The organism is Streptomyces roseus, from assembly GCF_001044425.1.
Classification (GTDB): domain Bacteria; phylum Actinomycetota; class Actinomycetes; order Streptomycetales; family Streptomycetaceae; genus Streptomyces; species Streptomyces roseus.
Genome location: NZ_LFML01000100.1, coordinates 32,720 through 53,555 on the forward strand (window position 1 = coordinate 32,720; position 20,836 = coordinate 53,555).

The following is a 20,836-nucleotide window of genomic DNA, read 5'->3' on the forward strand; positions in this document are numbered from 1 at the left end:
GATCTCGCCCCCGGGCCGGGTCAGAAGGCGGGGAGGACGACCGTGCCGTCGTCGTCCGCGTGGACCGTGTCCCCCGGACGGAACGTCACTTCACCGAGGGTGACGGGCTCGTCCACCGTGCCCGCGCCCGTCTTGCCGCTCTTGCGCGGGACCGTGCCCAGGGCCTTGATGCCGAGGTCGAGCCCGCCGAGGGCCACGCTGTCGCGGACCGCGCCGTTGATGATCAGGCCGGCCCATCCGTTGCGCTGCGCCGCCGCGGCGATGAGGTCGCCGGTGAGGGCGGTGCGCAGGGAGCCGCCGCCGTCCACGACGAGGACGGCGCCCCCGCCCGGCGTGTGGACCAGCTCGCGCAGCAGCGCGTTGTCCTCGTGGCAGGTGACGGTCCGCACCGGTCCGGCGAACAGCCGGCGCCCGCCGAACTGGCGGAAGGACGTGGTGCAGATGGCCAGCCCCTCGCCGTGCTCGTCGTACAGATCGCTGGTGGGAACGGGGGTGACGGGAGTGGCAGGGGTGACGCTCATGGGACTCGGGGCTCCTCGCAGCTCGTACGTCGCGCCGTGCGGCCCGAGCCTAACCGGTGGCCCCGGAGCCGCTCAGTCGCGGGAGTTGCCGAAGAGGATGCGGTAGCCGATGAGCAGGACCAGCGAGCCCGCGATGGCGGAGCCCCAGGTGGCGGGGTCGTAGAAGTCGTGGCCGATCGGCTTGTCCAGGAACTTCGCGGAGAGCCAGCCGCCGATGAAGGCTCCGGCGATGCCGATGAACGTGGTGCCGATCAGTCCGCCGGGGTCACGGCCGGGCAGCAGGACCTTGGCTATGATCCCGGCCAGCAGCCCCAGGACGATCCAGCTGACGATCCCCATGGTCGTTCACTCCGCTTCGTTGTATGTCGGTGTTCGCGTTCTCACCAGGGAGGACGCGAACACCGGCGAAACGGTTCTGGCCGCCTCAGACCGGCACCCGGCCGGCCGGCACCGGGACCGCCGGTACGGGCACGGGCGCGGCCGCGGCCGCGGATGCGGATGCCGGCGCCACCGCGCGTACGGGTGCGGGCGCGGAGACGGGTACGGGGACGGGCGCGGAGGCGGCAGGGGCCGGGGCGGGAGCGGTACCCGGCGCCGTACGCGTCAGGAGCAGCACCCCGCGCGCGGCCGCCAGGGCGCCGGCCACGGCGAGCAGCAGCCCCACCGCTCCGCCCTGGAGGCGTTCACCGAGCAGGATCATGCCGATGGCGGCCGCGGCCAGCGGGTTGGCCAGGTTCACCACGGCCAGCGGCGCCCCGAGCCCGCCCCGGTAGGCACGCTGCGACAGCAGCATCCCGCCGACCGCGAAGACCACCACGAGCACGGCTACGGCGACGACCCGCACGCTGAGCAGGGCCCCGCCACGCCCGCCCGCGACGGCCACCGTCTGGGTCAGCGCGGAGGCCACGGCGGAGGCCAGCCCGGAGGCCGTCGCGTGCCGCAGCCCCGAGCGCACGTCCCGGCGTACGGTCAGCAGGGTGATCACGGCGAGCGTGGCCCCGGACACCGCCAGCGCCTCGGCCAGGGTGAGCGTGTCGTCGGGGGCCGGCCCCGAGGCGGGGAGCAGCAGGAGGCCGAGCCCGACGACGGTGGCCAGGGTGCCCCGCCATTCGGTGGCGGCGACGCGGCGGCCGGCCCCGTGCGCCCCCAGCGGGACGGCCGCGACGAGCGTGAGGGCGCCGAGCGGCTGGACCAGGGTGAGCGGCCCGTAGCGCAGGGCGGCGGCGTGCAGCAGAGCGGCGCCGGCGTTGAGACCGGCCGACCACCACCAGGCCCCGTTGCCGAGCAGGGCTCCGGCACTGCGGGCCACGGCGGCGCGGGCGAGCCGCTCCTGGGCCACGGCGGCGGCCGCGTACGCGACGGCCGAGGCGAGGCAGAGCAGGACGGCGAGGAGGGTGGCGTTCATCGGCCAGCCCCCACGACCTCGGCCTGGGCCTCGGGAACCGCTGCGGCGGCGGAGGCCTGCGCGACCGCAGGGGCCGCAGGGGCCGCAGGGGCCTTCGAGGCCGCCGGGACCGGGGGCGCCGCGTTCCGCCGCGGGCGCGGCAGGTGTCGTACGACGGCCAGGGTTCCGGCGCGGACCCGCGGACGCGGCACCACCAGCAGGGCCCCGCCGAGCAGGACGGTGGCCACGACGGCGTCGAGCCAGTAGTGGTTGGCGGTGCCCACGACCACGAGCAGGGTCACCAGCGGGTGCAGCAGCCACAGCACGCGCCACCGGGAACGGGTGGCGGCGATCATGCCGAGTGCCAGCATCAGGGCCCACCCGAAGTGCAGCGAGGGCATCGCGGCGAACTGGTTGGCCATGGTGTCGGTGGTGGGAGCCGCCCGGTACACGGAGGGCCCGTAGACCTGGGCGGTGTCCACCAGGTGCGCGGCGCCGAGCATCCGGGGCGGCGCGAGCGGGAAGGTGAGGTGCAGCACGAGGGCGGCGCCGGTCAGGATGGCCAGTACGCGCCGGGCCCACAGGTAGTGGCCGGGCCTGCGCACGTAGAGCCAGATCAGGAAGAGCGCGGTGGCCGGGAAGTGCACGGCCGCGTAGTAGGTGTTCGCCGTGTGGACGAGGGCGTCGCCGTCTCCGTGCAGGAGGAGCCGCTGGATCGCGCCCTCGCCCGGCAGGTGCAGTGCGCGCTCGGCGTCCCAGATCCGGCCGGCGTTGCGGAAAGCCTCGTCGGTGCGGTCCGTGGAGAGCATCCGGCCGGCCTTGTACACGGCGAACAGGCCCGCGACGAGCAGCAGCTCGCGTATGAGTCGGCGCCTCGGCCCGGCCGCTGCCGGGCCGTCGGCCGGCCCGCCCGGTGTGGTGTGGGAGCTCATTTCCCCCGCTTCCTTCTCTGTGCTCGGCGCCGCCCTGTGCGCGGACATCGACACGCCAGTGTATCGATACATTCGCGTATCGATACGCGGGTGTACCGATACGCTGGCGTTCCCGTACACTTTTCCCCACGGATCCATCAGCTGCGGAGTCCCCGAGGAGAGCCGCTCACCATGACGTCGACAGCGCCCGCCGCGCGCCGCTCCAAGATCACCCCGGAACGGGTGCAGGAGTTCTACGACGCCGTCCTGGACCAGCTGCGCGAGCACGGGTACGAGGCGCTGACCATGGAGGGCGTCGCCGCCCGGGCCTGCTGCGGGAAGTCGACCCTCTACCGGCAGTGGAAGACCAAGCCCCAGCTCGTCGCGGCCGCCCTGCGCGCGAACCGGCAGGGCACGCTGGCCGCGGTGGACACCGGCACCCTCGCCGGGGACCTGCGCGAGGCGGCCCGGATCGCGGCCGGCAGCTCGGGACGCGACACGCGCCTCACCCAGGCCCTCGGGCACGCCGTGCTCAGCGACGAGGAGCTACAGGCGGCGCTGCGCGAAGCGCTGGTCGAGCCGGAGCTGGCCGCCTTCAACGCGATGGTGGGACGGGCCGTGGCGCGCGGCGAGATCGCGGCGGGCCATCCGGCCACGGAGTTCCTGCCGGCGCAGCTGATGGGCGTCATGCGCATCCGGCCGGTGCTGGAGGGGCGCTACGCGGACGCGGACTACCTGGTCCGGTTCGTCGACGCGGCCCTGCTGCCCGCCCTGGGCCTGGCACCCGCCCCCGAGCACGCGCCGGTCCCCGTACCCGCGCCCGTACCGGAACCCACCCCGGTCACCGGACCCGCGCCCGCCGCGGGCCCGGACCGGGCCGAGACCCCCTGAACCGGTGGGCCGCCGTCACCGATGACCGACTGGCGACCCGCCCGCGCTGCCTCGTGGGGACGGCGGCAGCGCGCCACCCGGACGGGGCGGTGGTCACTCACTCGAGGGAGTGACCACCGCCCGGTCTGTGCGGCTGCCGCACATCAGAACCCCGCAGGACGGCGGCGCTTCAGGACCGCGGCGCGCCCATGACCCGGGTGAAATCCTCAGGGTCCGCGTCGAAACCGCGCACGGAGGCATCCAGCGACCAGGCTCCCGAACCGTCCCGCGTGAACTCCGCGACCGCGGCCGCCGTGGCGGCCGGGATCGCCGCGAAATCGGACACCGCCAAGTCGGTGTAGCCCTCCCGGATCCGGACCCCCGTACCGCCGATGGCCGCGAAGGACTTCGTACGGGCACCCCGCTGCCCCGTGTCCTGTATGACCACGCCGACCACCACCCGTACCAACGCGGGTGCCATCCGGTCCAGTTCGAGGGTCATCACCTCGTCGAAGCCGAAACCCTGGCCGGTGTGGCTGTCGCGGTTCAAGGTGATGGTGCCGTCGGGGGAACGGCTGCCGAAGTGCACGAGGTGGACCGGCTCCCCGTGCGGGTCCGCGGCGGCGAACACCGCCGCGATGATGTCCAGGTCGTGGGCGGGCGTGCCCGCGGGGCTCGGATCCCACCGCAGCGCGATCTCCACCTTGGCCAGGCCCTTGCGTACTCCGCTCGTGGACGTGCTCACCGAACTCCCCCTCCGCTTGCCGGGTGTTGCCCGGCCATGCTGTCATGCGACGGCCGCAGCGGCCCGTAATACCGTACTTTTTCGGCCAGTTGAGCCGGATACGACCTCTTCAGGCCCTCGGCGGCACGCGTACGGTCTCCACCCACCCCGGCGGCTGCGGCGCCCCGGCCCCGATCAGCGCGGCGATCAGCCGGCAGGACGGGGTCTCGCCCGGCCACGGCGTGTACCCGTCGGTCAGGACGACGACGATGTTCGGCCGCTCCGCCGCCGCCAGCGCGGCCCGGATGCCGACGCGCATGTCGGTGCCGCCTCCCCCGGCGAGGGTCACCTGCTCGGCGCTCGTCACGCGGGACACGGCGTGCACGTCCGCGTCGCAGGCCGGTACGGCGACCCGGTTGCCCCGGACGCCCACCTCCAGCAGCACCCCGGTGACCTCGCCGAGCGCGGCGGCGAGCTCGTCCTCGCCCATCGACCCCGAGGTGTCGACGACGATCGCCACCCGCGGCAGCGGCCGGCGCAGGCTGGGCAGCACCACCCGGCCGCCGAGCGCCGGAGTGCGGCGCGAGGGACGGCGGTAGGTGTAGTCCACGGCGCCGCCCGCCCACGCGGCGGCTTCCCGGACCGCCCCGGACAGCGCACGGCGCCAGTCGACGGTGGGCTCCAGCAGTTCCTGCGCCCAGCGCTGCCAGCCGGCCGGGAGCAGGCCGCGGGTGCGCTGGTGGGCGCGCATGGCCCGGGCGGTCTGCCGGCGCAGCGCCTCCGCCTCGACCGAGCCGATCCGGCCGGGTCCGGCGCCCTCGGCCGGCTCCCCCGGCGCGGGCGCGCCGCGGGCCCCGGAGCCGCGGTCCGGTGCGTGCGGCGCGGTGGCCGGGATCGCGGACAGGTACGACTCGAACATCCCGCCGGTGGCGAGACCGAACAGCCGGGGTTCCATCCGGCCCTCGGGCAGCGCCAGCCCGTCGGCGATCAGGTCGTCGTTGATCTCGCAGTCCTGGGCGACGTTGACGCGGACCCGGTCGCGCTGGTCGGCGGCCGGGAGCCGGTCGGCGCGGGCGTGGTGGTCGCGCAGCAGGTGGGCCACCTCGTGGATCCACACCCCGGCCAGTTCCACGACCGGCGTCGCGTCGACGAAGGCGGGCGAGACGCAGCAGCGCCAGTACCGGTCCACGCCCATCGTCGGGACCCCGGCCGTGGGGACCACGGTCAGCGCGTACAGGGCGGGGGCGAGGTACGGCCGGGCCTCGGCCGCCTTGTACCGGGCGGCCGGGAGTTCGGCCCGGTCCAGGCACCCGCGCCCCCCGGCCGGCCGTCGACGGACGCGCGGTCCGCGGGCAGCGCCGCCGGCGCCTCAGCGCCACCCGGCAGGGCGCCGGAGAGCTGGAGCAGTTCGACGAACCCGTCGATCCCGGCGGGCACCGGCCAGTCCAGGTCGCACATGGCGGCCGGGTCGGTGGCCGCCCGCGCCGCGACGTCCGGCACGCCTGCGTCGACCGCCTCGGCGAGGACGGCCCAGCCGGCCTCCCAGCGGGGCCGGGTGAGCTCTCCCTGGACTGCGGCGACCACGGCGATCAGGAAGGCCAGCTGCCGGTCGCCGCGTTCGGGCAGGTCGAAGGCGTCCGGATCGGCGAGCACCCGGTCCGGGTCGGGCAGGTCGAGGTGCTCCACGTACGAGAGCAGCTCGATCCCGGCCGCGTCCCCGACGGCTCCGGTCAGCGCGGCGGCCAGGGCCTCGCGGCCCGCGCCGGACGCGTACCCGGAACGGCCGCGGGCCGGCGCAATGTACGGATTAAGTGGTTCTGCACCCCTTCGACCGGTAGCCACGCTTTCCCCGATATGCGTACCGAATGAGCCGAATTTTCGATGCGGTCGACCTTTATCCCGTTCGCCACACAATTCGACGGAGAAACGTCGGTCGCGCCGGATCGTTACCTCAAGTTTTGCTCAATTGCAGTGACATCGCGCCGGGCGCCTTCCTAGCTTCCTGGTACACGCGTCACGACTCTTCTTGACGCTTCGTACCAATCCGCGGGTTCCCCCCGCTGCCGGCGATCCCCGCAGCGCGCCCCGCGGCCCCTAGGAAAGAGTGCAGCATGAAGGTGCCCAAGGCCGGTGCTTTGGTCGCAGTGGTCGGCCTCGCCCTGACCGCCTCCGGGTGTGGCGGTGACAGCGGCCCGAAGGGGAACCTCTCGATCGGCATCAAATTCGACCAGCCCGGCGTGGGACTGCGCGAGCAGGGCGGGACCTTCTCCGGTTTCGACGTGGACGTCTCGACGTACATCGCCAAGCAACTGGGGTACAAGCCGGAGCAGATCGAATTCAAGCGGGTCGACAGCTCCGACCGCGAACTGCTGCTCCAGTACAACGAGGTCAAGTTCGTCGCGGCCAGCTACTCGATCAACGACAAGCGCAAGGAGAAGGTCGACTTCGCCGGCCCGTACTTCCTCGCGCACCAGGACCTGCTGGTCCGCGCGGACGACACCACCATCACCAAGGCCGAGGACCTCAACAACAAGAAGCTCTGCTCGGTCACCGGCTCCACCTCGGCCGAGAACGTCAAGAAGACCCTCGCGCCCAAGGCCAGCGTGCTGGAGCTGGACGGGTACTCGGAGTGCGTCGTCGCGCTCCAGGACGGTCTGGTCGACGCCCTCACGACGGACAACTCCATCCTGGCCGGGTACGCCGCCCAGAAGGAGAACGCCGGCAAGTTCAAGCTGGTCGGGCTGAGCCTGAGCAACGAGAACTACGGCATCGGCGTCAAGAAGGGCAACAAGGACCTCCAGGGCAAGATCAACGCCGCCCTGAGGAAGATGGTCCAGGACGGCGCCTGGGAGGCCGCGGTGAAGAAGAACTTCGGCCCGGCCAACTACAAGAACGAGCCCGCCCCGCCGATCACGACGGGCAGCTGACGCTCTCCGGAGCGGCCTTCGGCTCCGACCGCTCGGAGCCGGAGGCCGCTTCGTCGTCCGCGCGCCTCAGGCCAGCGGGGCCTTGGCGCGCAGCACCTTGAGGAACTCCCGCATCCAGGCGGAGTGGTCGGGCCAGGCACGGGCCGAGACCAGGGTGCCGTCGACCACGGCCTCGGAGTCCTCGTACTGCGCCCCCGCGGCCTTCATGTCGAGCTCCAGCGCCGGGTACGCGGTCACCCGGCGGCCCGCCAGCCCGCCGCTCGCGGCCGTGATCAGCGGGCCGTGGCAGATCTGGGCGACCGGCTTGTCCGAGCCGGTGAAGGCGGCCAGGATCCGCCGCACCTCGGGATCGTTGCGCAGGTACTCCGGCGCCCGGCCGCCCGGCACGACGACGGCCGCGTACTCCTCGGTCACCACGTCGGCGAACGCCACGTCGGCGGGCCAGGTGTAGCCGGGCTTCTCCGTGTAGGTGTCGAAGCCCTCCTCGAAGTCGTGCACCACGAACCGCAGTTTCCTGACCGCCGGGGCCGCGATGTGCACCTCGTACCCCTCCTCGCGCAGGCGCTGGTACGGGTAGAGGACCTCCAGCGATTCCGCCGCGTCTCCGGTCACGATGAGGATCTTCACTGCCATGGGCTGCTCCCGGTGGGGGTGTTCACGGTGTGCACGTCCGCGCGGCCCCGGCCGGGGCCACCGCCACCGTGCCCGCGGGGCGGCGATCTGCCAAGGGGCCCTCACCCGTTCGGCCCAGTGACCCCCGGGGGCAGAATCCGGCCTTCCGACACATGGATTTCATCTGTAGGGCACATGACAATGTGAGCCTCGGCTCTGCCACCTGATGCCCCGCCAACTGCCCTGGCGGGGGCGGTGCCTGCGAAAAGGTCTCCCCCACATCATGAGAATCTCCCCACGCGCCCCCTGGGTCGCCGGCGTCGCCGTCGCGGCCCTGACCCTCGTTCCGGCCACCGCGTCGGCCGGCTCGCAGCGGACGGCGGCTCCCCACGCCGACGCGGCCGCCTCCGGCCGGGCCGTCACCGCGGCCACCACCACCGCCTCCGTGGACGCGTACTACGCGGCTGCCGAGGGCAAGACCGGCGCCGCGCTGAAGACCGCGCTCCACGACATCATCAAGACCCAGTCCAAGGTGACCTACGACGGCGTGTGGAACGCGCTGAAGGTGACCGACCAGGACCCGGCGAACCCGAACAACGTCATCCTCGTCTACTCGGGCCGCTCCCAGTCCAAGTCCACCAACGGCGGCGGCGCCAACGACTGGAACCGCGAGCACGTCTGGGCCAAGAGCCACGGCGACTTCGGCACCGCCACCGGCCCGGGCACGGACCTGCACCACCTGCGCCCCGAGGACGTCACGGTCAACAGCACCCGCGGCAACAAGGACTTCGACATGGGCGGCAGCCCGGTCGCCGAGGCCCCCGGCAGCTTCACCGACTCCGACTCCTTCGAGCCGCGCGACGCGGTCAAGGGCGACGTCGCGCGCATGCTCCTCTACATGGCCGTGCGCTACGACGGCGGCGACGGCTTCGCGAACCTGGAAGTCAACGACAAGGTCGACAACGGCAGCGCCCCCGCCATCGGCCGGATCAGCGTGCTCAAGCAGTGGAACCAGCAGGACCCGCCGGACGCCTTCGAGCAGCACCGCAACCAGGTCATATTCGACCAGTTCCAGCACAACCGGAACCCGTTCATCGACCACCCGGAGTGGGTCAACTCCATCTGGTGACGCCCCCCGCGAGGGCCGGGGACGGCCCGCGAGGGTTGGGCCGCCCCCGGTCGGGTATGCGCAGGCCAGAGGCTGTGGTGCGCGCCGCCCGGCGACGCCTGCCGAGGGAGGTCGTCATGGACGGAGCCGGACTGTCCGACCAGGAGCGACGCGCCCTCTCGGCGATCGAGGCCGATCTCAGAGCGGACCGCTCCCTCCAGCGGATCCTGCGCGCCGCGCGCACCCGCCCGCGCCACCGCGCCTTGGCCGCCTGCCTGCTCGCCGGGGTCACGCTGGCCCTGCTGGTGGCGGCCGCGGTCACCGTGTCCCTCCCGCTGATCTGGGGGTTCGCCGCGGCGTGGACGCTGACCGTGGTGCTGGCCCTGCCACTGGTCGGCCGGTGGATCCGCCGCCGCTGGCAGCGCCACGAGCACGCCGGGCGGCTCTGAGGATGCGGGCAAGTCCAGGGAAGGTCCGCGGGGGGTGGCCGCTCCCCTACTGCTCTCCGTACAGCATCCACTTCTCCCGGTCCGCCAGCGGCTCGTAGCCGACCTTGGCGTACACGGCGTGCGCGTCGGCCGTCGCGAGCATCACCCGGCGCAGCCCGTACGGGGCCAGGTGGTCGCGGACCGCGGCGACGAGGGCCGTCCCCAGGCCCGTGCCGCGGGCGGCCCGGTCGACGTAGACGTCGCACAGCCAGGCGAAGGTGGCCCGGTCCGTGACGACGCGGGCGTATCCCACCTGCGCGCCGGTGGCCGTCTCGTAGACGCCGAAGTTCAGGGAGTGCGCCACGGCGCGCTCGTGCTTCTCCCTGCTGCGGCCCAGGGCCCAGTACGCGTCCTGCGACAGCCAGCGGTGGACCAGGTCGGCGTCGAGGCGGGCGGGGTCGGTGGACAGCTCATAGCCGTCCGGGAGCTCATTGTTCATGCCCCGGATCCAAGCAACGCGGATGCCGTCCGGCCAGCGAATATCCCGCGGCGCCCCGGCCCCGGTCCGGGCCAGGTCAGCTCGGGGGCTGGAGCCGGTCGGCGAGCGCCTTGAACTCCGTCCAGGCGGGCTGCGGCGGGCGGGCGTCCCAGACCTTCTGGGCGAGCGCCGCGAGCGGCAGCCGTATCCCTTCGGCGACCTGGGCCTGGGTCTGTGCGCCGGCCAGGTCGCTCCAGACGGCGAGCCGGGCGCCGAGTATCTGCGCCGCGTACCGGGCGGGTACCGGGGTCGTGCCGCGCAGGACGAGCGGGGTCCACTGCTCGTAGATCCGCTTGCCGGTGGGGTAGGTGAACTGGTTGGGCTGGCCGAGCACGTAGTAGAGGTACTCGTCGTTCAGGTTGACCAGCTTGCGGCCCTCCCGCAGGTACTCCAGCGGCGGCCGGGCCCCGTTCTCCTTGCCCGTCCAGTACTCGGCCTGGATGTCCTTGGCCGCCTGGACCACGCCGGCGGTGAAGAATCCGTCGTTCCATGCCTTGGGCACCTTGCCCGCCGGACGCACCACGTCCGCACGGTCGTTCAGCCAGCCCTCCGCCAGGTCCTGGATGCGCGCCGAGGGGCCGTACGCCTGCCGCGCCGCCTGCGCGAGCTGCGGGAAGGAGGCCTGCGGGTCGCGGTAGACCAGCGCCTGGTACTCGTCGGCGCCCAGGTGCCAGAACGCGCCGGGGAACAACGGCAGGTACTCGCGGAGCAGTTCGTCGATGAGCTTGGCCGAGGCGGGGTTCGATATGTCCACGGCGCCCTTCACGGCCCTGCCCTGTAGGTCGCGCAGCTGGAGGGCGGGGTGGGCGCGCAGTACGGCGCCGAGGTGGCCCGGCGAGTCGAGTTCGGGGACGACCGTGATGTGCAGGCGGGCGGCGAGGGCGTTGATCTGCCGGACCTCGGCCTTGCTGAGGTGGGGCGTGGAGACGATCTCCGGGTGGGTGTCGGACTGGATCCGGAAGGCCTGGTCGTCGGAGAAGTGCAGGCCGAGCTGGTTGAGTTTGAGGTCGGCCATGCGGCGCAGCTCGTCCTCGATCCAGCCGACGGTGAAGTTCTTTCGGGCCACGTCGAGGTTGAGACCGCGCTGCGGCTTGGCCGGAGCGTCGCGCACCGTGCCCTCGGGGGCCGAACCCCCGGACTTCACCGCCTGTTTGAGGGTGCGGGTGCCGTAGAAGACCCCGGCCTCGTCGGGGCCGGTGACCCGGACCCGGTTGCCCTGCACGGTGAGCGTGTAGGACTCGGGCGGTCCCGAGTTCTTGGCGCCGAGGGTCAGTTCCACGTCTCCGGGGCGCGGCTCGGCCGTCTCGGCGAAGCCCATGCGCAGTTCACCGGCGAGCAGTTTCCCCTCGTCGGCGAGGGCGGCGGCGTTCCCGGGCGGTACGACGACCCGCGCGTCGGCGGCGGGTTTCCAGCCGGGTCCGCGGGCCGGGGTGTGCTCCCGTACGGCCGGGATGGTGCGCGGGGCGCTGGACAGCGCGTACGACGGGATGGGCGAGGGGGGTGGGGCGGTGGGTGCGGATGCCGTGGCGGCGGAGCCGGTGCCGCTGGCCTCCCCGGAGCCGCGGGCCCCGTCGGAGGCGGCCGTGCACCCGGGCACGGCAAGGGTGGCCAGCGCGGCGGCCACGGCCGTCGCGACGGCCTGCCGTCGCCTGGGCTTCCCGGACCTGACCCGCATGGACCTGACCTGACTGGACTTTCGCATCATGCACCCCTGTCCCCCGTACCAACCTGGCACGGGGGACTCCGGCGCGCGACCCGGGGGCGGGCCGGGAGCGTCAGACCAGCGCGTCGAGGGCGGCCGCGGCGAAGGCGTGGTCCTGGTCGGGGGCGCCGCCGCCGACGCCGATGGCGCCGATGAGGCGGCCGTCGCGGTGGACGGGGAGCCCGCCCGCGATGAACAGCAGCGGCCGGTCCAGGGCGGTGGGCAGGGTGTGGAAGAGCCCGTCGGGACGGACGGCGTCGACGAGGTCGGCGGTCGGGGCGTCGAGCTGGAGGGCCGTGAAGGCCTTGCGGGTGCTGGTCTCGCCGGAGATCAGCACGGCCCGGTCGTCGCGGCGGAAGGCGAGCGGGTGGCCGCCGGCGTCGAGGACGCTGACGCTGACGGTGACCCCGGCCCGCTCGGCGGCGGAGCGGGCGGCGGAGACGAGCAGCTCGGCGTCCTCGGTGGTCAGCGGGGCGACGGCGGTGCGGGCGGGGGTGGCGGTGCCGGACATGCGGGTTCTCCCGGGTCGTGGTGCGGGGCGGTGTACGAGGGGGGTGGTTGGTGCTGGTGGCGTGGGAGCGGGGATCAGTGGTGGACGGGTACGGGGGCGGCGCTCGCGGCGGCGCCCGTAACGACCCGGCCCCCGGAGCCCGCACGGGCGGCCGTACGGCGCTCCAGAGCGCCGGAGACGAGGGCGAGGACCAGGGCGGAGGCGGCGAGCGCGGCGCCGACCCAGTTCGGGGCGGTCCAGCCCAGCCCGGCGGCGATGACGAGCCCGCCCAGCCAGGCGGCCAGCGCGTTGCCGAGGTTGAAGGCGCCGATGTTGACGGCGGAGGCCAGGGTGGGGGCGCCGGCGGCCTGGTCGAGCACGCGCTTCTGCAGCGGCGGCACGGTCGCGAACCCCAGCGCGCCGATCAGCACGATCGTGGCGGCGGCGGCGATCTTGTGGTGGGCGGTGACGGTGAAGACGGCCAGGACCACGGCCAGGGCGCCCAGGGACACGTACAGCATCGGCATCAGGGCGCGGTCGGCGAACCGGCCGCCGATGAGGTTGCCGGCGACCATGCCGAGGCCGAAGAGCACGAGCAGCCAGGTGACGGAGGTGTCGGCGAAGCCGGCCACGTTGGTCATCATCGGCGTGATGTAGGTGATCGCGGCGAAGACGCCGCCGAAGCCGAGGACGGTCATCGCCATGGCGAGCAGCACCTGGACGTTGCGGAAGGCGGCCAGCTCGTGGCGGATGCGGACGCCTTCGGGCCGGGGCAGCTCGGGGACCAGCCGGGCGATGCCCAGCAGGCCGAGGACGCCGAGGGCGGCGACGATCAGGAAGGTGACGCGCCAGCCGAGAGTCTGGCCGACCAGGGTGCCGAGCGGGACGCCGACGACGTTGGCCACGGTCAGACCGGTGAACATCATGGCGATGGCCCCGGCCTTCTTCTCGGGCGCGACGAGCCCGGCGGCCACCACCGAGCCGATGCCGAAGAAGGCACCGTGGGCGAGCGAGGCGACGACGCGCCCGGCGAGCATGACGCCGAAGGCGGGGGCCAGCGCGGAGAGCACGTTGCCCGCGACGAACAAGCCCATGAGCAGCATCAGCATGCGCTTGCGGGGGACCCGGGTGCCGAGGACGGTCATGAGCGGGGCCCCGAGGACGACGCCGAGGGCGTATCCGGTGACCAGGAAGCCGGCGGTGGGGATCGAGGTGCCGTAGTCGGCGGCGACCTCGGGGAGCAGGCCCATGATCACGAATTCGGTGGTGCCGATCCCGAAGGCCCCGATGGCCAGGGCGAGGAGTGCGAGAGGCATGAGGGGAGTGCCCTTCAGGGGAGGGGGTGGTGCGGTTCCGCAGCACTTTCCAGCGCTGCTTACGTGCGTCCACATTAATTGCACGCGCGGGCTAATTGCAAGCGCGGGCTATTGCGTGAGTGGCCTATCCTGGAAGGGAACCCTTGGGAACACAGGGGTACGGGAACACCGGAAGCGGTGTGAAGGAGCAGGGAGCAGCCGATGACGGCCACCGACAGCGCACTGACCGGCCTCGCCCAGGGCTGGTGCGCCCTCTCCCTGCTGCACGGGCGGATCGAGTCCCACATCGAGCGGGCCCTGCAGGCCGGACACGGGCTCAGCGTGCGCGAGTACTCGCTGCTGGACGTCCTGAGCCGCCAGCACAGCGGCCCGGGCGGCCACCTGCGGATGCACCAGGTGGCCGACTCGGTGGTGCTCAGCCAGAGCGCGACCACCCGGCTGGTCAGCCGGCTGGAGGACCGCGGGCTGCTCAACCGCTACATTTGCGACACGGACCGCCGGGGCATCTACACCGACGTGAGCGAGGCGGGCCTGGCCCTGCTGGCCGCCGCCCGGCCGACCAACGACGCCGCGCTGCGCGAGGCACTGGCGGAGGCCGCCCGCAACCCCGAACTCGCCCCCCTGGTCACGGCGGTGGAGAACACCCGCACGTCCCCGGTCCCGCAGCTCCCGTAGCCCGCAGACCCCCTGCCCAGTCCGCCTCTTGCGGCGGATCCGCACGATCCGGACACGACCGCCGGGGCCCCCGTCTCCCCTGGGGCACCGCCTTCGGGGGCGGGCCGCCCACGGTGGGATGGTCCGATGATGGTGGACGGGGAACCTCGCGGTCCAAGCGGACACCGCGGTGATGGGCGGGTGGCACGGCTACACCCCGGTCAGTGGCCTGGACCTCGCCGACGGGGGCGCCCGGTGGACGACACCGTCGCCGGTGGCGTCCGTACGGGCCGTCGCGTGGGCCGCCGGGGTACGTGACCGGCAGCGGGTGCGCGGCAGCGCTTCGAGGCGAAGGGCACCTTCGGCTCCTTCACCCTCACCCCGAAAGCCCGGCGGCCGGTCACGGCCGTGGCCGGCGCGGGGGCCTTGCTGCCCGCAGGCCCACTCGACAAGAGCCGAAAGACACCCCCTAGCCCTTCGAGGCGCTGGGGCTCGGGGGTGGGGAGGAGCGGACCGGGGTGCTCGGCCGGGCGCTGGGGGCCGAGGACCTCGACGGCGGGAGCGGGGAGCGATACCCCGACGGGGTCGGGCCCGATTCGGGCGGGTGCGCCGAGCGGGTCCCGGGGGCCGGGGAGGCCGGCGGGGACGGCGCCACCGACGGGCTCGGGGTGCCGGTTCCCGTACGGGGATCCGGGGTCGGCCCGGGGCCGGTGATCTCGGGGGGCGAGGCCGGCGGCACCGGCCGGGGCGGGGCGGGGTCGGGGCCGAGGACGAGGTACCCCGTCACGGCGGCGGCAGCCGCGGCCAGTCCCGCAAGCGGCAGCGCGTACCGGCGCAGGCTCATCCGCAGCCGCGCGGCGGGCAGCCGCCCGGCGTGCCGTCCCGGCGGCTGCGCGGGGCGCAGGTCTCGGACGGTGATCCCGGCCGCGCGGGCGTCGAGGGCCTGGCGCAGCCTGCTCTCGACGGGGCGTTCGCCGTGCGTCATATCCGTCCCTCCAGAATCCGTTCCAGCGCGTCCAGGGCGCGGCTCGCGTTCGACTTCACCGCACCCCGGCTGATTCCGAGGGTGGTCGCTATCTCCGCCTCGCTGAGTTCGGCCCAGTAGCGCAGTACGAGGACCTGGCGGCGGCGCGGGGTCAGCCGGGCGAGCGCGGCGAGGACCTCGCGGTGTGCCTCGTCGAGGACGACGTGGTCCTCCGCGGAGGGGACCTCGGCCGCCGCGGGCGGGGTCCACGCGCGGGCCGTGCGGCGGCGGCGCAGCACGGAGCGGGAGGTGTTGACGACGGCGGTCCGCAGGTAGCCGAGGGCGTTGTCGACCTCGCTGATCCGCTCGCCGTGGCGCCGGTACAGGGCCGTGAAGGCGTCCTGGACCACGTCCTCGGCGGTGGCCAGGTCGTCGACGAGCAGCACCGCCAGCCGGACCATGTGCAGCCGGTGTGCGTGGTAGAGCTCGGTGACGGTGGGCTGCGGGGCGCCGTCGCCGTACCCGGTGCCCGCCCCCTCCCCCGCGAGGGCCCCGTACGCGGCCCCCTGCCCGTACGGCTGCGCGGACCGCGGCGGGGTCGCGCGCTCGCGGCGCAGCACCGCCGACCACAGAGCCGGCCACGACCGCCGGCCCCGCCACGCCCGGCCGAAGCCGAGCGTGAGGGGGCGTGCGAATGGTGCTGGTGGTACGAGATGGAGCACTGGAGTCCCGGGTTCCTAACCGTTGGCGCGGCGCCGGACGGCGTAGAGGGTGCCGGCCCCGGCGGCTATGAGGGCGGCGGCCCCGCCCCCGAGGGCGGCGGTGGTCGCGGACGAACCGGTCTTCGCGAGCTCGTCCCCGCTCCGCGAGGGCGCGGCGGAGGGCGCCGCGCTCGGCTCCGCGTCGGTGCGGCCGGTCGGCGTGGCGCTCGGCGCCGCCGTGGGCGGGAGGCTGCGCGAGGGCGAGGGCTTGGCACTCGGTGCCGCGGTCGGCGGCACGCTGCGCGAGGGGGTGGGCGTCGCGCTCGACGCCGTGCCGGGGGCGGCCGACGGGGTGGCCGAGGCCCCCTGTGCGGCGAAGGCGGGACCGGCCAGCGCGAGGACCGCCCCGGTGGCGGCAGCGGTGACGGCCGCCCGGCGGAGGGTCGAGGGGACGCGCTTCAGGTTCATCACAGTGGTTCTCCACGGTCGGGTCACGGTCGGTGCAGGGCTCTCAACGCCGCCCTTCACCCCCGCACGACGCGCGACCCCCCGGGAGGTTGCCGCCGATTCCGAGAAATTTTTCCCAGGCCCGAAGATTCTTCTCAGGCCCGAAGTTTCTTTTCAGGCCGTGGGCAGCGGGATCCTGCGGACCACCTCGAAGCTCAGATTCCCGTAGGCCGTGAAGAAGGCGGCGGCCGAAAGCTCCGTGGCGCCGCCCGGGTCGCGGGCCACGACCTTGGCCCGGCGGGCGGTGCGGTCCAGCTCCGGGGCGTGCCGGCGGCCGAGCCGGACGGTGCGCGTGACCCCGTCCGCCCGTACGTTGAGGAAGCAGTCCCAGGTGCCGGGCGGTATGGGCTCGCCGCCGGCCAGCGTGGCCAGGTCGAGCTCCGCGAGGAACCCGGCCATCATCAGCTCCGGGTTCTGCTCGGTGAGCTCCGGGGCGGGTCGGGCCAGCGCGGGCACGAGGTGCTCTTCGCCCGTCTCCCTCGCCCGCAGCACGAGCTCGCTCTCCATGCGGTCGGTCCCGAGCGACTGGACGTACGCGTGCCCGGTCAGCCGTACGCGGCTGCCCTGCCAGGTCAGCGACGCGAGCCGGTGGTGCGTCTTGAGCTTGTCGGTCACGTCGAACAGCACGTCCGGCAGCCCCGCCGCCGGATCGCGGAACAGCGGGTAGCAGCGGTACACGCGGCCGTCGTCGACGATCTCCCTCGGCGCCGGCTCCAGGGCCGGGTCGTACTCCATCAGTTGCTCGAAGGCGGGCAGCGGTCCGCAGGCGAAGGCGTACAACCGGATCCAGTCGACGGTCGGCAGCTCGCCCCCCATCTCGGGCCGCCAGTACGTCTGCACCAGTGCCCGCGCCCGCTCGTACACCTCCGCGGTGAAGCCGGGGTTCTCGTGGCGGGCCTCGACGGCCGGACGCAGCGCCGTGCGCAGCAGGCTGCGGAAGTGCCGGCCCAGCATCCGGCGCCGCCCGACCGGGTCCTGCACCCGCTCGGCGACCAGGGCCATGACGCGCTCGATGTGGGCCACGGTCTCGGCCGCCGTGCGGGGGCGCGCGGTGATGTTCTGGCCGTCTTCGCGGCGGCGCAGGTAGTAGCAGTCGTAGTCGCCGACGACCGAGATCTTCCCGGCGGCCAGGTACACCTCGGTCACGAAGACCTGGTCCTCGCCGTACCAGAGGTCCTCCGGGTAGCGCAGCCGGCCCTCCTCGATGATCCGGCGGCGCATCAGCTTGGCCGAGTGGAGGGAGCGGTAGACCTCGGAGGTGTGGAGGTCGGCGTCCTCGGCGTGCCGGTGGGCCTTGTCCGACACCGGCCGGCCGAGCCCGACCTGTTTGGCGAGCACGACGTCGCTGCCCTGGGTCTCCGCCATGTCCAGGAGCCGCTCCAGGGCCTCGGGGCCGAGGTGGTCGTCGGCGTCGAGGACGAAGACGTACCGGCCCCGGGCCAGGTCGAGGGCCCGGTTGCGGGGGGCGCCCGGGCCGCCGGAGTTGGGCTGGTGCAGGACGCGGACCTGGGGGTGGCGGGCGGCGTAGCGGTCCAGCTCGGCGCCGCTGCCGTCCGTGGAGCCGTCGTCGACGGCGATGATCTCCAGCCGCTCGACGCCGAGGCTCTGCCCGAGCGCGGAGTCGAGGCACTCGTTCAGGTAGGGCATCGCGTTGTAGACGGCGATGATCACGGTGATGTCGGGGACGGACGCGTGGTGCATGCCGCTGAGCATAAAGTTCCGCTTCCGCGCCTTCGGAGGGGGCCGCCCTCAGCGGAGCCGGGACAGGGCGCGGCCGAGGAGCGCGACGCCCTCCTCCAGTTCGCCCGGCGGGCCCGCCGCGTAGCCGAGGACCAGCCCGGGGGCGCCCGGCCTGATGCGGTGCCAGGACAGCGGGTGGGCCTTGACCCCGAGCGCCAGGGCCGCGGCCGCCAGGGCGGTGTCCTCGAAGTCCGCCCCGTCGAAGGTGACCACCAGGTGCAGGCCCGCCGCCGCGCCGTGGACCCGGGCCCCTGTCAGGTGCGCGGCGATCGCCCGGAGCATCGCGTCCCGCCGGCGGCGGTGCCGGCGCCGGACGAAGCGCAGGTGGCGCTCCAGCTCGCCCGAGTCCATCAGCCGGGCCAGCACCAGCTGGGCGAGGACCGGATTGCCGAGGTCGGCGTAGCGCTTGGCGGCGACCACCTCGCCGAGCAGGCGCGGCGGGACCAGCAGCCAGCCGAGCCGCAGCGCGGGGGCGAGCAGTTTGGACACGCTCCCGGCGTAGCAGACGCCCTCGGGCAGCAGGGCGCGCAGCGCGGGGACGGGCGCGCGGTCGTAGCGGTGCTCGGCGTCGTAGTCGTCCTCGACGACCAGCCCTCCGGCCGCCGCCCAGGCCAGCAGTTCCCGGCGGCGCGCGCCGTCGAGGACGACCCCGGTGGGGAACTGGTGCGCCGGGGTCAGCAGGACCGCGCGGGCCCCGCTCGCGCGGAGCGCGGCGGTGTCCACTCCGCCCTCGTCCACGGGCACCGGTACGGTCTCCAGCCGCCCGTACTCCAGCTGTTGTCGCGCCCCGAGCGAGCCGGGGTCCTCCACGGCGATCTTCCGCAGGCCGCGTTCGCTCAGGACGTGCGCCACCAGGCCGAGCGCCTGCGCCACCCCCGCGACGATCACGACCTCGCCGGGGTCGGCGCGGATCCCGCGGTTGCGGGCGAGCCAGCCGCCGACCGCCGACCGCAGCGCGGGGGCGCCCTGCGGATCGCCGTACCCGAAGTCGGCGGCGGTGAGCCCGGCGAGCACGTGCCGCTCGGCCCGGAGCCAGGCGGTACGCGGAAAGGCGCTCAGATCGGGTACCCCCGGTGAGAGGTCGATCCGGCACGGTACGGCCCGCAGGGCGTCGACCGGCGCCCCGCCGGCCCCCGGCCCGAACGGCCCGCCCGTACCGGCCGGGAAGGCTCCGGACCCGCCCGTCGGGGCGGGCCGGGTCAGTGCGGCGGGCGGGGGCAGCGGGGCGGCGACCACCCTCGTGCCCGCGCGGCCGCTGCCCTGGACCTGGCCCGCGTCGGCCAGGCGCTGGTAGGCCTCCGTGACGAGACCCCGGGTGACGCCGAGCTCGGCCGCGAGCACCCGGCTGGACGGGAGCCGGCTGCCCAGGGGGAGCGTGCCGTCGGCGATGGCGGCCCGGATGCGTGCCGTCAGCCACTCGGTGCGGCCACCCGGCGGGGCCTGCTCCAGGTCGAGTTGGAGGAAGTCCGAGCCGCCTGCGGTGCCGGCGCGTGCCGGCGTTTCGGACCCCTGGGTTTCGCTCTCTTCGGCACTGTCCACGGGTCCGATGCTGGCAGAGCCTGAACCTCGTGAACACCTCCATTCCCCGTTCGCGCGGCCCGCTGCGCGACCTCGCCCCCGGCGTCCTCGGCATGGTGCTGGTCGGCAGCAGCGTCTCCGTCTCGCGCTCCCTGGTCCACGCCCCGCTGTTCGCCACCCAGGCCGTCCGCTACGCGGCCGCCGCGCTGCTCCTGACCGCCTTCGCCCGGGTGGCCCGGGTGCCCGTCCCTCGTCCGCGCGGCCCGGAGTGGCTGTGGCTGGCCGGGATCGCGGCGACCGGGCTGGTGCTGTTCAACGTGGCCGTCGTCCGCGGGGTCGCGCACGCCGAGCCGGCCGTCATCGCCGTCGCGGTGGCCTCCGTACCGGTCCTCCTCGGGGTGCTCGGTCCGCTGCTGGAGGGCCGCCGGCCCAGCCGCCGGATCCTGGGAGCGGCCGTCGTGGTCGTCGCCGGGGCCGTCCTCGTGGAGGGCACGGGCCGCACCGACGCCGCCGGAGTGGCCTGGGCGGCGCTCGCGCTCGCCTGCGAGGCCGCGTTCACCCTGCTCGCCGTGCCCGTCCTGCGCCGGCACGGCCCGTGGGGGGTCTCCGTACACGCGGTGTGGATGGGGGCCGTGATGCTGGCGGTGCTGACACTGTGCACCGAGCGCCCGGCGGACGTGCTGTCCCTCGGGCCGGCCCGGTGGGCGGCCGCCGGGTACCTCGCCGTCATGGTCACCGCGGTGGCCTTCCTCCTCTGGTACCGCACGGTGGCCGCCGTGGGCGCCGGCCGGGCCGGACTGCTGACCGGGGTCGCGCCCCTCGCCGCGGCCGCCATCGGGGCGCTGTGCGGCGGCGGGACGCCCGGACCGCCGGTCTGGCTGGGCCTGGTCGTGGTGGTCGCGGGGCTCGCGGCCGGGCTCGGCGGCCCCCGGCAGGGGCCCGTACGCGGGCCGCTGCGGCTGAGGTCGCGCAAGGGGCGGGCTCCCGCGTCCCCTTGAGGGGGCCCGGCCCGGTGGATCACAATCCGCAGATGCCGAAGCCCCCGTACAGCAGCTGGATGCGGTACTTCGCCCCCACCGCCAACCACCGGCGCCTCGGGCTGGTCTGTCTCGGCGTCGGAGTGCAGCAGGGGCTGCTGCCGGTGGTCGGCCCCCGGGCCCTGGACCACCACGTCGCCGTGGTCGTCACCCGTGGGCGGGGTTGGTTCAGCCACGGCGGGCG

The 20,836-nt window shown here is 74.2% G+C and carries 21 protein-coding genes and 3 pseudogenes; 7 read left to right on the top strand and 17 right to left on the bottom strand.

Annotated elements, in window-relative coordinates; all coding sequences use genetic code 11:
• Window positions 1–20: 20 nt before the first annotated feature.
• From rraA to ACS04_RS23450, 4 genes are all read right to left on the bottom strand, one after another.
• Window positions 21–521 (bottom strand): ribonuclease E activity regulator RraA, encoded by a 501-nt coding sequence (gene rraA, locus ACS04_RS23435; protein WP_048478694.1) that lies wholly within the window; start codon window positions 519–521, stop codon window positions 21–23.
• A 72-nt stretch (window positions 522–593) separates the two neighbouring features.
• Window positions 594–860, bottom strand: coding sequence for a GlsB/YeaQ/YmgE family stress response membrane protein (locus tag ACS04_RS23440; protein WP_048478695.1), 267 nt, complete (start codon window positions 858–860; stop codon window positions 594–596).
• 85 nt (window positions 861–945) lie between these two features.
• Window positions 946–1,926 carry a hypothetical protein gene (locus tag ACS04_RS23445; protein ID WP_048478696.1) on the bottom strand — a complete coding sequence of 327 codons (981 nt, stop codon included), beginning with the start codon at window positions 1,924–1,926 and terminating at the stop codon, window positions 946–948.
• On the bottom strand, window positions 1,923–2,837 hold the full coding sequence (locus tag ACS04_RS23450) for a phosphatase PAP2 family protein (protein ID WP_048478697.1): 915 nt from the start codon (window positions 2,835–2,837) through the stop codon (window positions 1,923–1,925). Before ACS04_RS23450 ends, ACS04_RS23445 begins: the two co-directional genes overlap by 4 nt.
• Window positions 2,838–3,008: 171 nt before the next feature.
• Here ACS04_RS23450 and ACS04_RS23455 point away from each other — a divergent pair.
• Window positions 3,009–3,596 (top strand): annotated as a pseudogene (locus tag ACS04_RS23455) (TetR/AcrR family transcriptional regulator); the annotation flags it as partial.
• 280 nt (window positions 3,597–3,876) lie between these two features.
• Here the strand turns inward: ACS04_RS23455 and ACS04_RS23460 are convergent.
• The 3 genes and pseudogenes from ACS04_RS23460 to ACS04_RS23470 all read right to left on the bottom strand — a co-directional run.
• Complete coding sequence (locus ACS04_RS23460) at window positions 3,877–4,431, bottom strand: TerD family protein (RefSeq protein ID WP_048478698.1); 555 nt, start codon at window positions 4,429–4,431, stop codon at window positions 3,877–3,879.
• 109 nt (window positions 4,432–4,540) lie between these two features.
• Window positions 4,541–5,716: a vWA domain-containing protein gene (locus ACS04_RS23465; protein ID WP_078865209.1), complete on the bottom strand. Its 1,176-nt coding sequence runs from the start codon at window positions 5,714–5,716 to the stop codon at window positions 4,541–4,543.
• Between the two features lie 68 nt (window positions 5,717–5,784).
• A pseudogene (locus tag ACS04_RS23470) lies at window positions 5,785–6,189 on the bottom strand (AAA family ATPase); the annotation flags it as partial.
• Window positions 6,190–6,521: 332 nt separating this feature from the next.
• Here ACS04_RS23470 and ACS04_RS23475 point away from each other — a divergent pair.
• On the top strand, window positions 6,522–7,337 hold the full coding sequence (locus tag ACS04_RS23475) for a glutamate ABC transporter substrate-binding protein (protein WP_048478700.1): 816 nt from the start codon (window positions 6,522–6,524) through the stop codon (window positions 7,335–7,337).
• Between the two features lie 66 nt (window positions 7,338–7,403).
• On the opposite strand, the gene ACS04_RS23480 is transcribed toward ACS04_RS23475, so the two are convergent.
• Window positions 7,404–7,970 carry a DJ-1/PfpI family protein gene (locus tag ACS04_RS23480; RefSeq protein WP_048478701.1) on the bottom strand — a complete coding sequence of 189 codons (567 nt, stop codon included), beginning with the start codon at window positions 7,968–7,970 and terminating at the stop codon, window positions 7,404–7,406.
• A 262-nt stretch (window positions 7,971–8,232) separates the two neighbouring features.
• Between ACS04_RS23480 and ACS04_RS23485 the strand changes: the two genes are divergently transcribed.
• Window positions 8,233–9,078, top strand: a complete 846-nt coding sequence (locus ACS04_RS23485; RefSeq protein WP_048478702.1) for an endonuclease I family protein — start codon at window positions 8,233–8,235, stop codon at window positions 9,076–9,078.
• Window positions 9,079–9,194: 116 nt separating this feature from the next.
• Window positions 9,195–9,506: a DUF3040 domain-containing protein gene (locus ACS04_RS23490; protein ID WP_048478703.1), complete on the top strand. Its 312-nt coding sequence runs from the start codon at window positions 9,195–9,197 to the stop codon at window positions 9,504–9,506.
• A 46-nt stretch (window positions 9,507–9,552) separates the two neighbouring features.
• Here the strand turns inward: ACS04_RS23490 and ACS04_RS23495 are convergent, their stop codons facing one another.
• The 4 genes from ACS04_RS23495 to ACS04_RS23510 form a co-directional block, all read right to left on the bottom strand.
• Window positions 9,553–9,984, bottom strand: a complete 432-nt coding sequence (locus tag ACS04_RS23495; RefSeq protein ID WP_048478704.1) for a GNAT family N-acetyltransferase — start codon at window positions 9,982–9,984, stop codon at window positions 9,553–9,555.
• Between the two features lie 76 nt (window positions 9,985–10,060).
• Entirely contained in the window at window positions 10,061–11,698 is a 1,638-nt protein-coding gene (locus tag ACS04_RS23500; protein ID WP_048478705.1) for a family 20 glycosylhydrolase, read from the bottom strand.
• A 100-nt stretch (window positions 11,699–11,798) separates the two neighbouring features.
• Window positions 11,799–12,236, bottom strand: a complete 438-nt coding sequence (locus ACS04_RS23505; RefSeq protein ID WP_048478706.1) for a GlcG/HbpS family heme-binding protein — start codon at window positions 12,234–12,236, stop codon at window positions 11,799–11,801.
• Between the two features lie 74 nt (window positions 12,237–12,310).
• Window positions 12,311–13,531 carry an MFS transporter gene (locus tag ACS04_RS23510; protein ID WP_048478707.1) on the bottom strand — a complete coding sequence of 407 codons (1,221 nt, stop codon included), beginning with the start codon at window positions 13,529–13,531 and terminating at the stop codon, window positions 12,311–12,313.
• Window positions 13,532–13,732: 201 nt separating this feature from the next.
• On the opposite strand from ACS04_RS23510, the gene ACS04_RS23515 reads away from it, so the two are divergent.
• Window positions 13,733–14,206, top strand: coding sequence for a MarR family winged helix-turn-helix transcriptional regulator (locus tag ACS04_RS23515; RefSeq protein ID WP_048478708.1), 474 nt, complete (start codon window positions 13,733–13,735; stop codon window positions 14,204–14,206).
• Window positions 14,207–14,654: 448 nt separating this feature from the next.
• Here the strand turns inward: ACS04_RS23515 and ACS04_RS35435 are convergent, their stop codons facing one another.
• The 5 genes from ACS04_RS35435 to pdxR form a co-directional block, all read right to left on the bottom strand.
• The gene (locus tag ACS04_RS35435; RefSeq protein ID WP_053080911.1) at window positions 14,655–15,170 is read right to left on the bottom strand and encodes a hypothetical protein; all 516 of its coding nucleotides are present in this window, start codon (window positions 15,168–15,170) and stop codon (window positions 14,655–14,657) included.
• Window positions 15,167–15,769: an RNA polymerase sigma factor gene (locus ACS04_RS23530; RefSeq protein ID WP_245236505.1), complete on the bottom strand. Its 603-nt coding sequence runs from the start codon at window positions 15,767–15,769 to the stop codon at window positions 15,167–15,169. Before ACS04_RS23530 ends, ACS04_RS35435 begins: the two co-directional genes overlap by 4 nt.
• 117 nt (window positions 15,770–15,886) lie before the next feature.
• The gene (locus ACS04_RS23535; RefSeq protein WP_048478709.1) at window positions 15,887–16,318 is read right to left on the bottom strand and encodes an LAETG motif-containing sortase-dependent surface protein; all 432 of its coding nucleotides are present in this window, start codon (window positions 16,316–16,318) and stop codon (window positions 15,887–15,889) included.
• A 153-nt stretch (window positions 16,319–16,471) separates the two neighbouring features.
• Window positions 16,472–18,058, bottom strand: a complete 1,587-nt coding sequence (locus ACS04_RS23540) for a glycosyltransferase (protein ID WP_158977469.1) — start codon at window positions 18,056–18,058, stop codon at window positions 16,472–16,474.
• Between the two features lie 48 nt (window positions 18,059–18,106).
• Window positions 18,107–19,636 (bottom strand): MocR-like pyridoxine biosynthesis transcription factor PdxR, encoded by a 1,530-nt coding sequence (gene pdxR, locus ACS04_RS23545; RefSeq protein WP_048478710.1) that lies wholly within the window; start codon window positions 19,634–19,636, stop codon window positions 18,107–18,109.
• 29 nt (window positions 19,637–19,665) lie between these two features.
• Here pdxR and ACS04_RS23550 point away from each other — a divergent pair, with 29 nt between their 5' ends.
• The gene (locus ACS04_RS23550; protein WP_245236506.1) at window positions 19,666–20,613 is read left to right on the top strand and encodes a DMT family transporter; all 948 of its coding nucleotides are present in this window, start codon (window positions 19,666–19,668) and stop codon (window positions 20,611–20,613) included.
• Window positions 20,614–20,645: 32 nt separating this feature from the next.
• A pseudogene (locus ACS04_RS23555) lies at window positions 20,646–20,836 on the top strand (AraC family transcriptional regulator); the annotation flags it as partial.

Coding starts and splice junctions, on each gene's coding strand:
- rraA (WP_048478694.1), bottom strand. CDS start 521: ATGAGCGTCACCCCTGCCACTCCCGTCACCCCCGTTCCCACCAGCGAT.
- ACS04_RS23440 (WP_048478695.1), bottom strand. CDS start 860: ATGGGGATCGTCAGCTGGATCGTCCTGGGGCTGCTGGCCGGGATCATA.
- ACS04_RS23445 (WP_048478696.1), bottom strand. CDS start 1,926: ATGAACGCCACCCTCCTCGCCGTCCTGCTCTGCCTCGCCTCGGCCGTC.
- ACS04_RS23450 (WP_048478697.1), bottom strand. CDS start 2,837: ATGAGCTCCCACACCACACCGGGCGGGCCGGCCGACGGCCCGGCAGCG.
- ACS04_RS23475 (WP_048478700.1), top strand. CDS start 6,522: ATGAAGGTGCCCAAGGCCGGTGCTTTGGTCGCAGTGGTCGGCCTCGCC.
- ACS04_RS23480 (WP_048478701.1), bottom strand. CDS start 7,970: ATGGCAGTGAAGATCCTCATCGTGACCGGAGACGCGGCGGAATCGCTG.
- ACS04_RS23485 (WP_048478702.1), top strand. CDS start 8,233: ATGAGAATCTCCCCACGCGCCCCCTGGGTCGCCGGCGTCGCCGTCGCG.
- ACS04_RS23490 (WP_048478703.1), top strand. CDS start 9,195: ATGGACGGAGCCGGACTGTCCGACCAGGAGCGACGCGCCCTCTCGGCG.
- ACS04_RS23495 (WP_048478704.1), bottom strand. CDS start 9,984: ATGAACAATGAGCTCCCGGACGGCTATGAGCTGTCCACCGACCCCGCC.
- ACS04_RS23500 (WP_048478705.1), bottom strand. CDS start 11,698: ATGCGGGTCAGGTCCGGGAAGCCCAGGCGACGGCAGGCCGTCGCGACG.
- ACS04_RS23505 (WP_048478706.1), bottom strand. CDS start 12,236: ATGTCCGGCACCGCCACCCCCGCCCGCACCGCCGTCGCCCCGCTGACC.
- ACS04_RS23510 (WP_048478707.1), bottom strand. CDS start 13,531: ATGCCTCTCGCACTCCTCGCCCTGGCCATCGGGGCCTTCGGGATCGGC.
- ACS04_RS23515 (WP_048478708.1), top strand. CDS start 13,733: ATGACGGCCACCGACAGCGCACTGACCGGCCTCGCCCAGGGCTGGTGC.
- ACS04_RS35435 (WP_053080911.1), bottom strand. CDS start 15,170: ATGACGCACGGCGAACGCCCCGTCGAGAGCAGGCTGCGCCAGGCCCTC.
- ACS04_RS23535 (WP_048478709.1), bottom strand. CDS start 16,318: ATGAACCTGAAGCGCGTCCCCTCGACCCTCCGCCGGGCGGCCGTCACC.
- ACS04_RS23540 (WP_158977469.1), bottom strand. CDS start 18,058: ATGCACCACGCGTCCGTCCCCGACATCACCGTGATCATCGCCGTCTAC.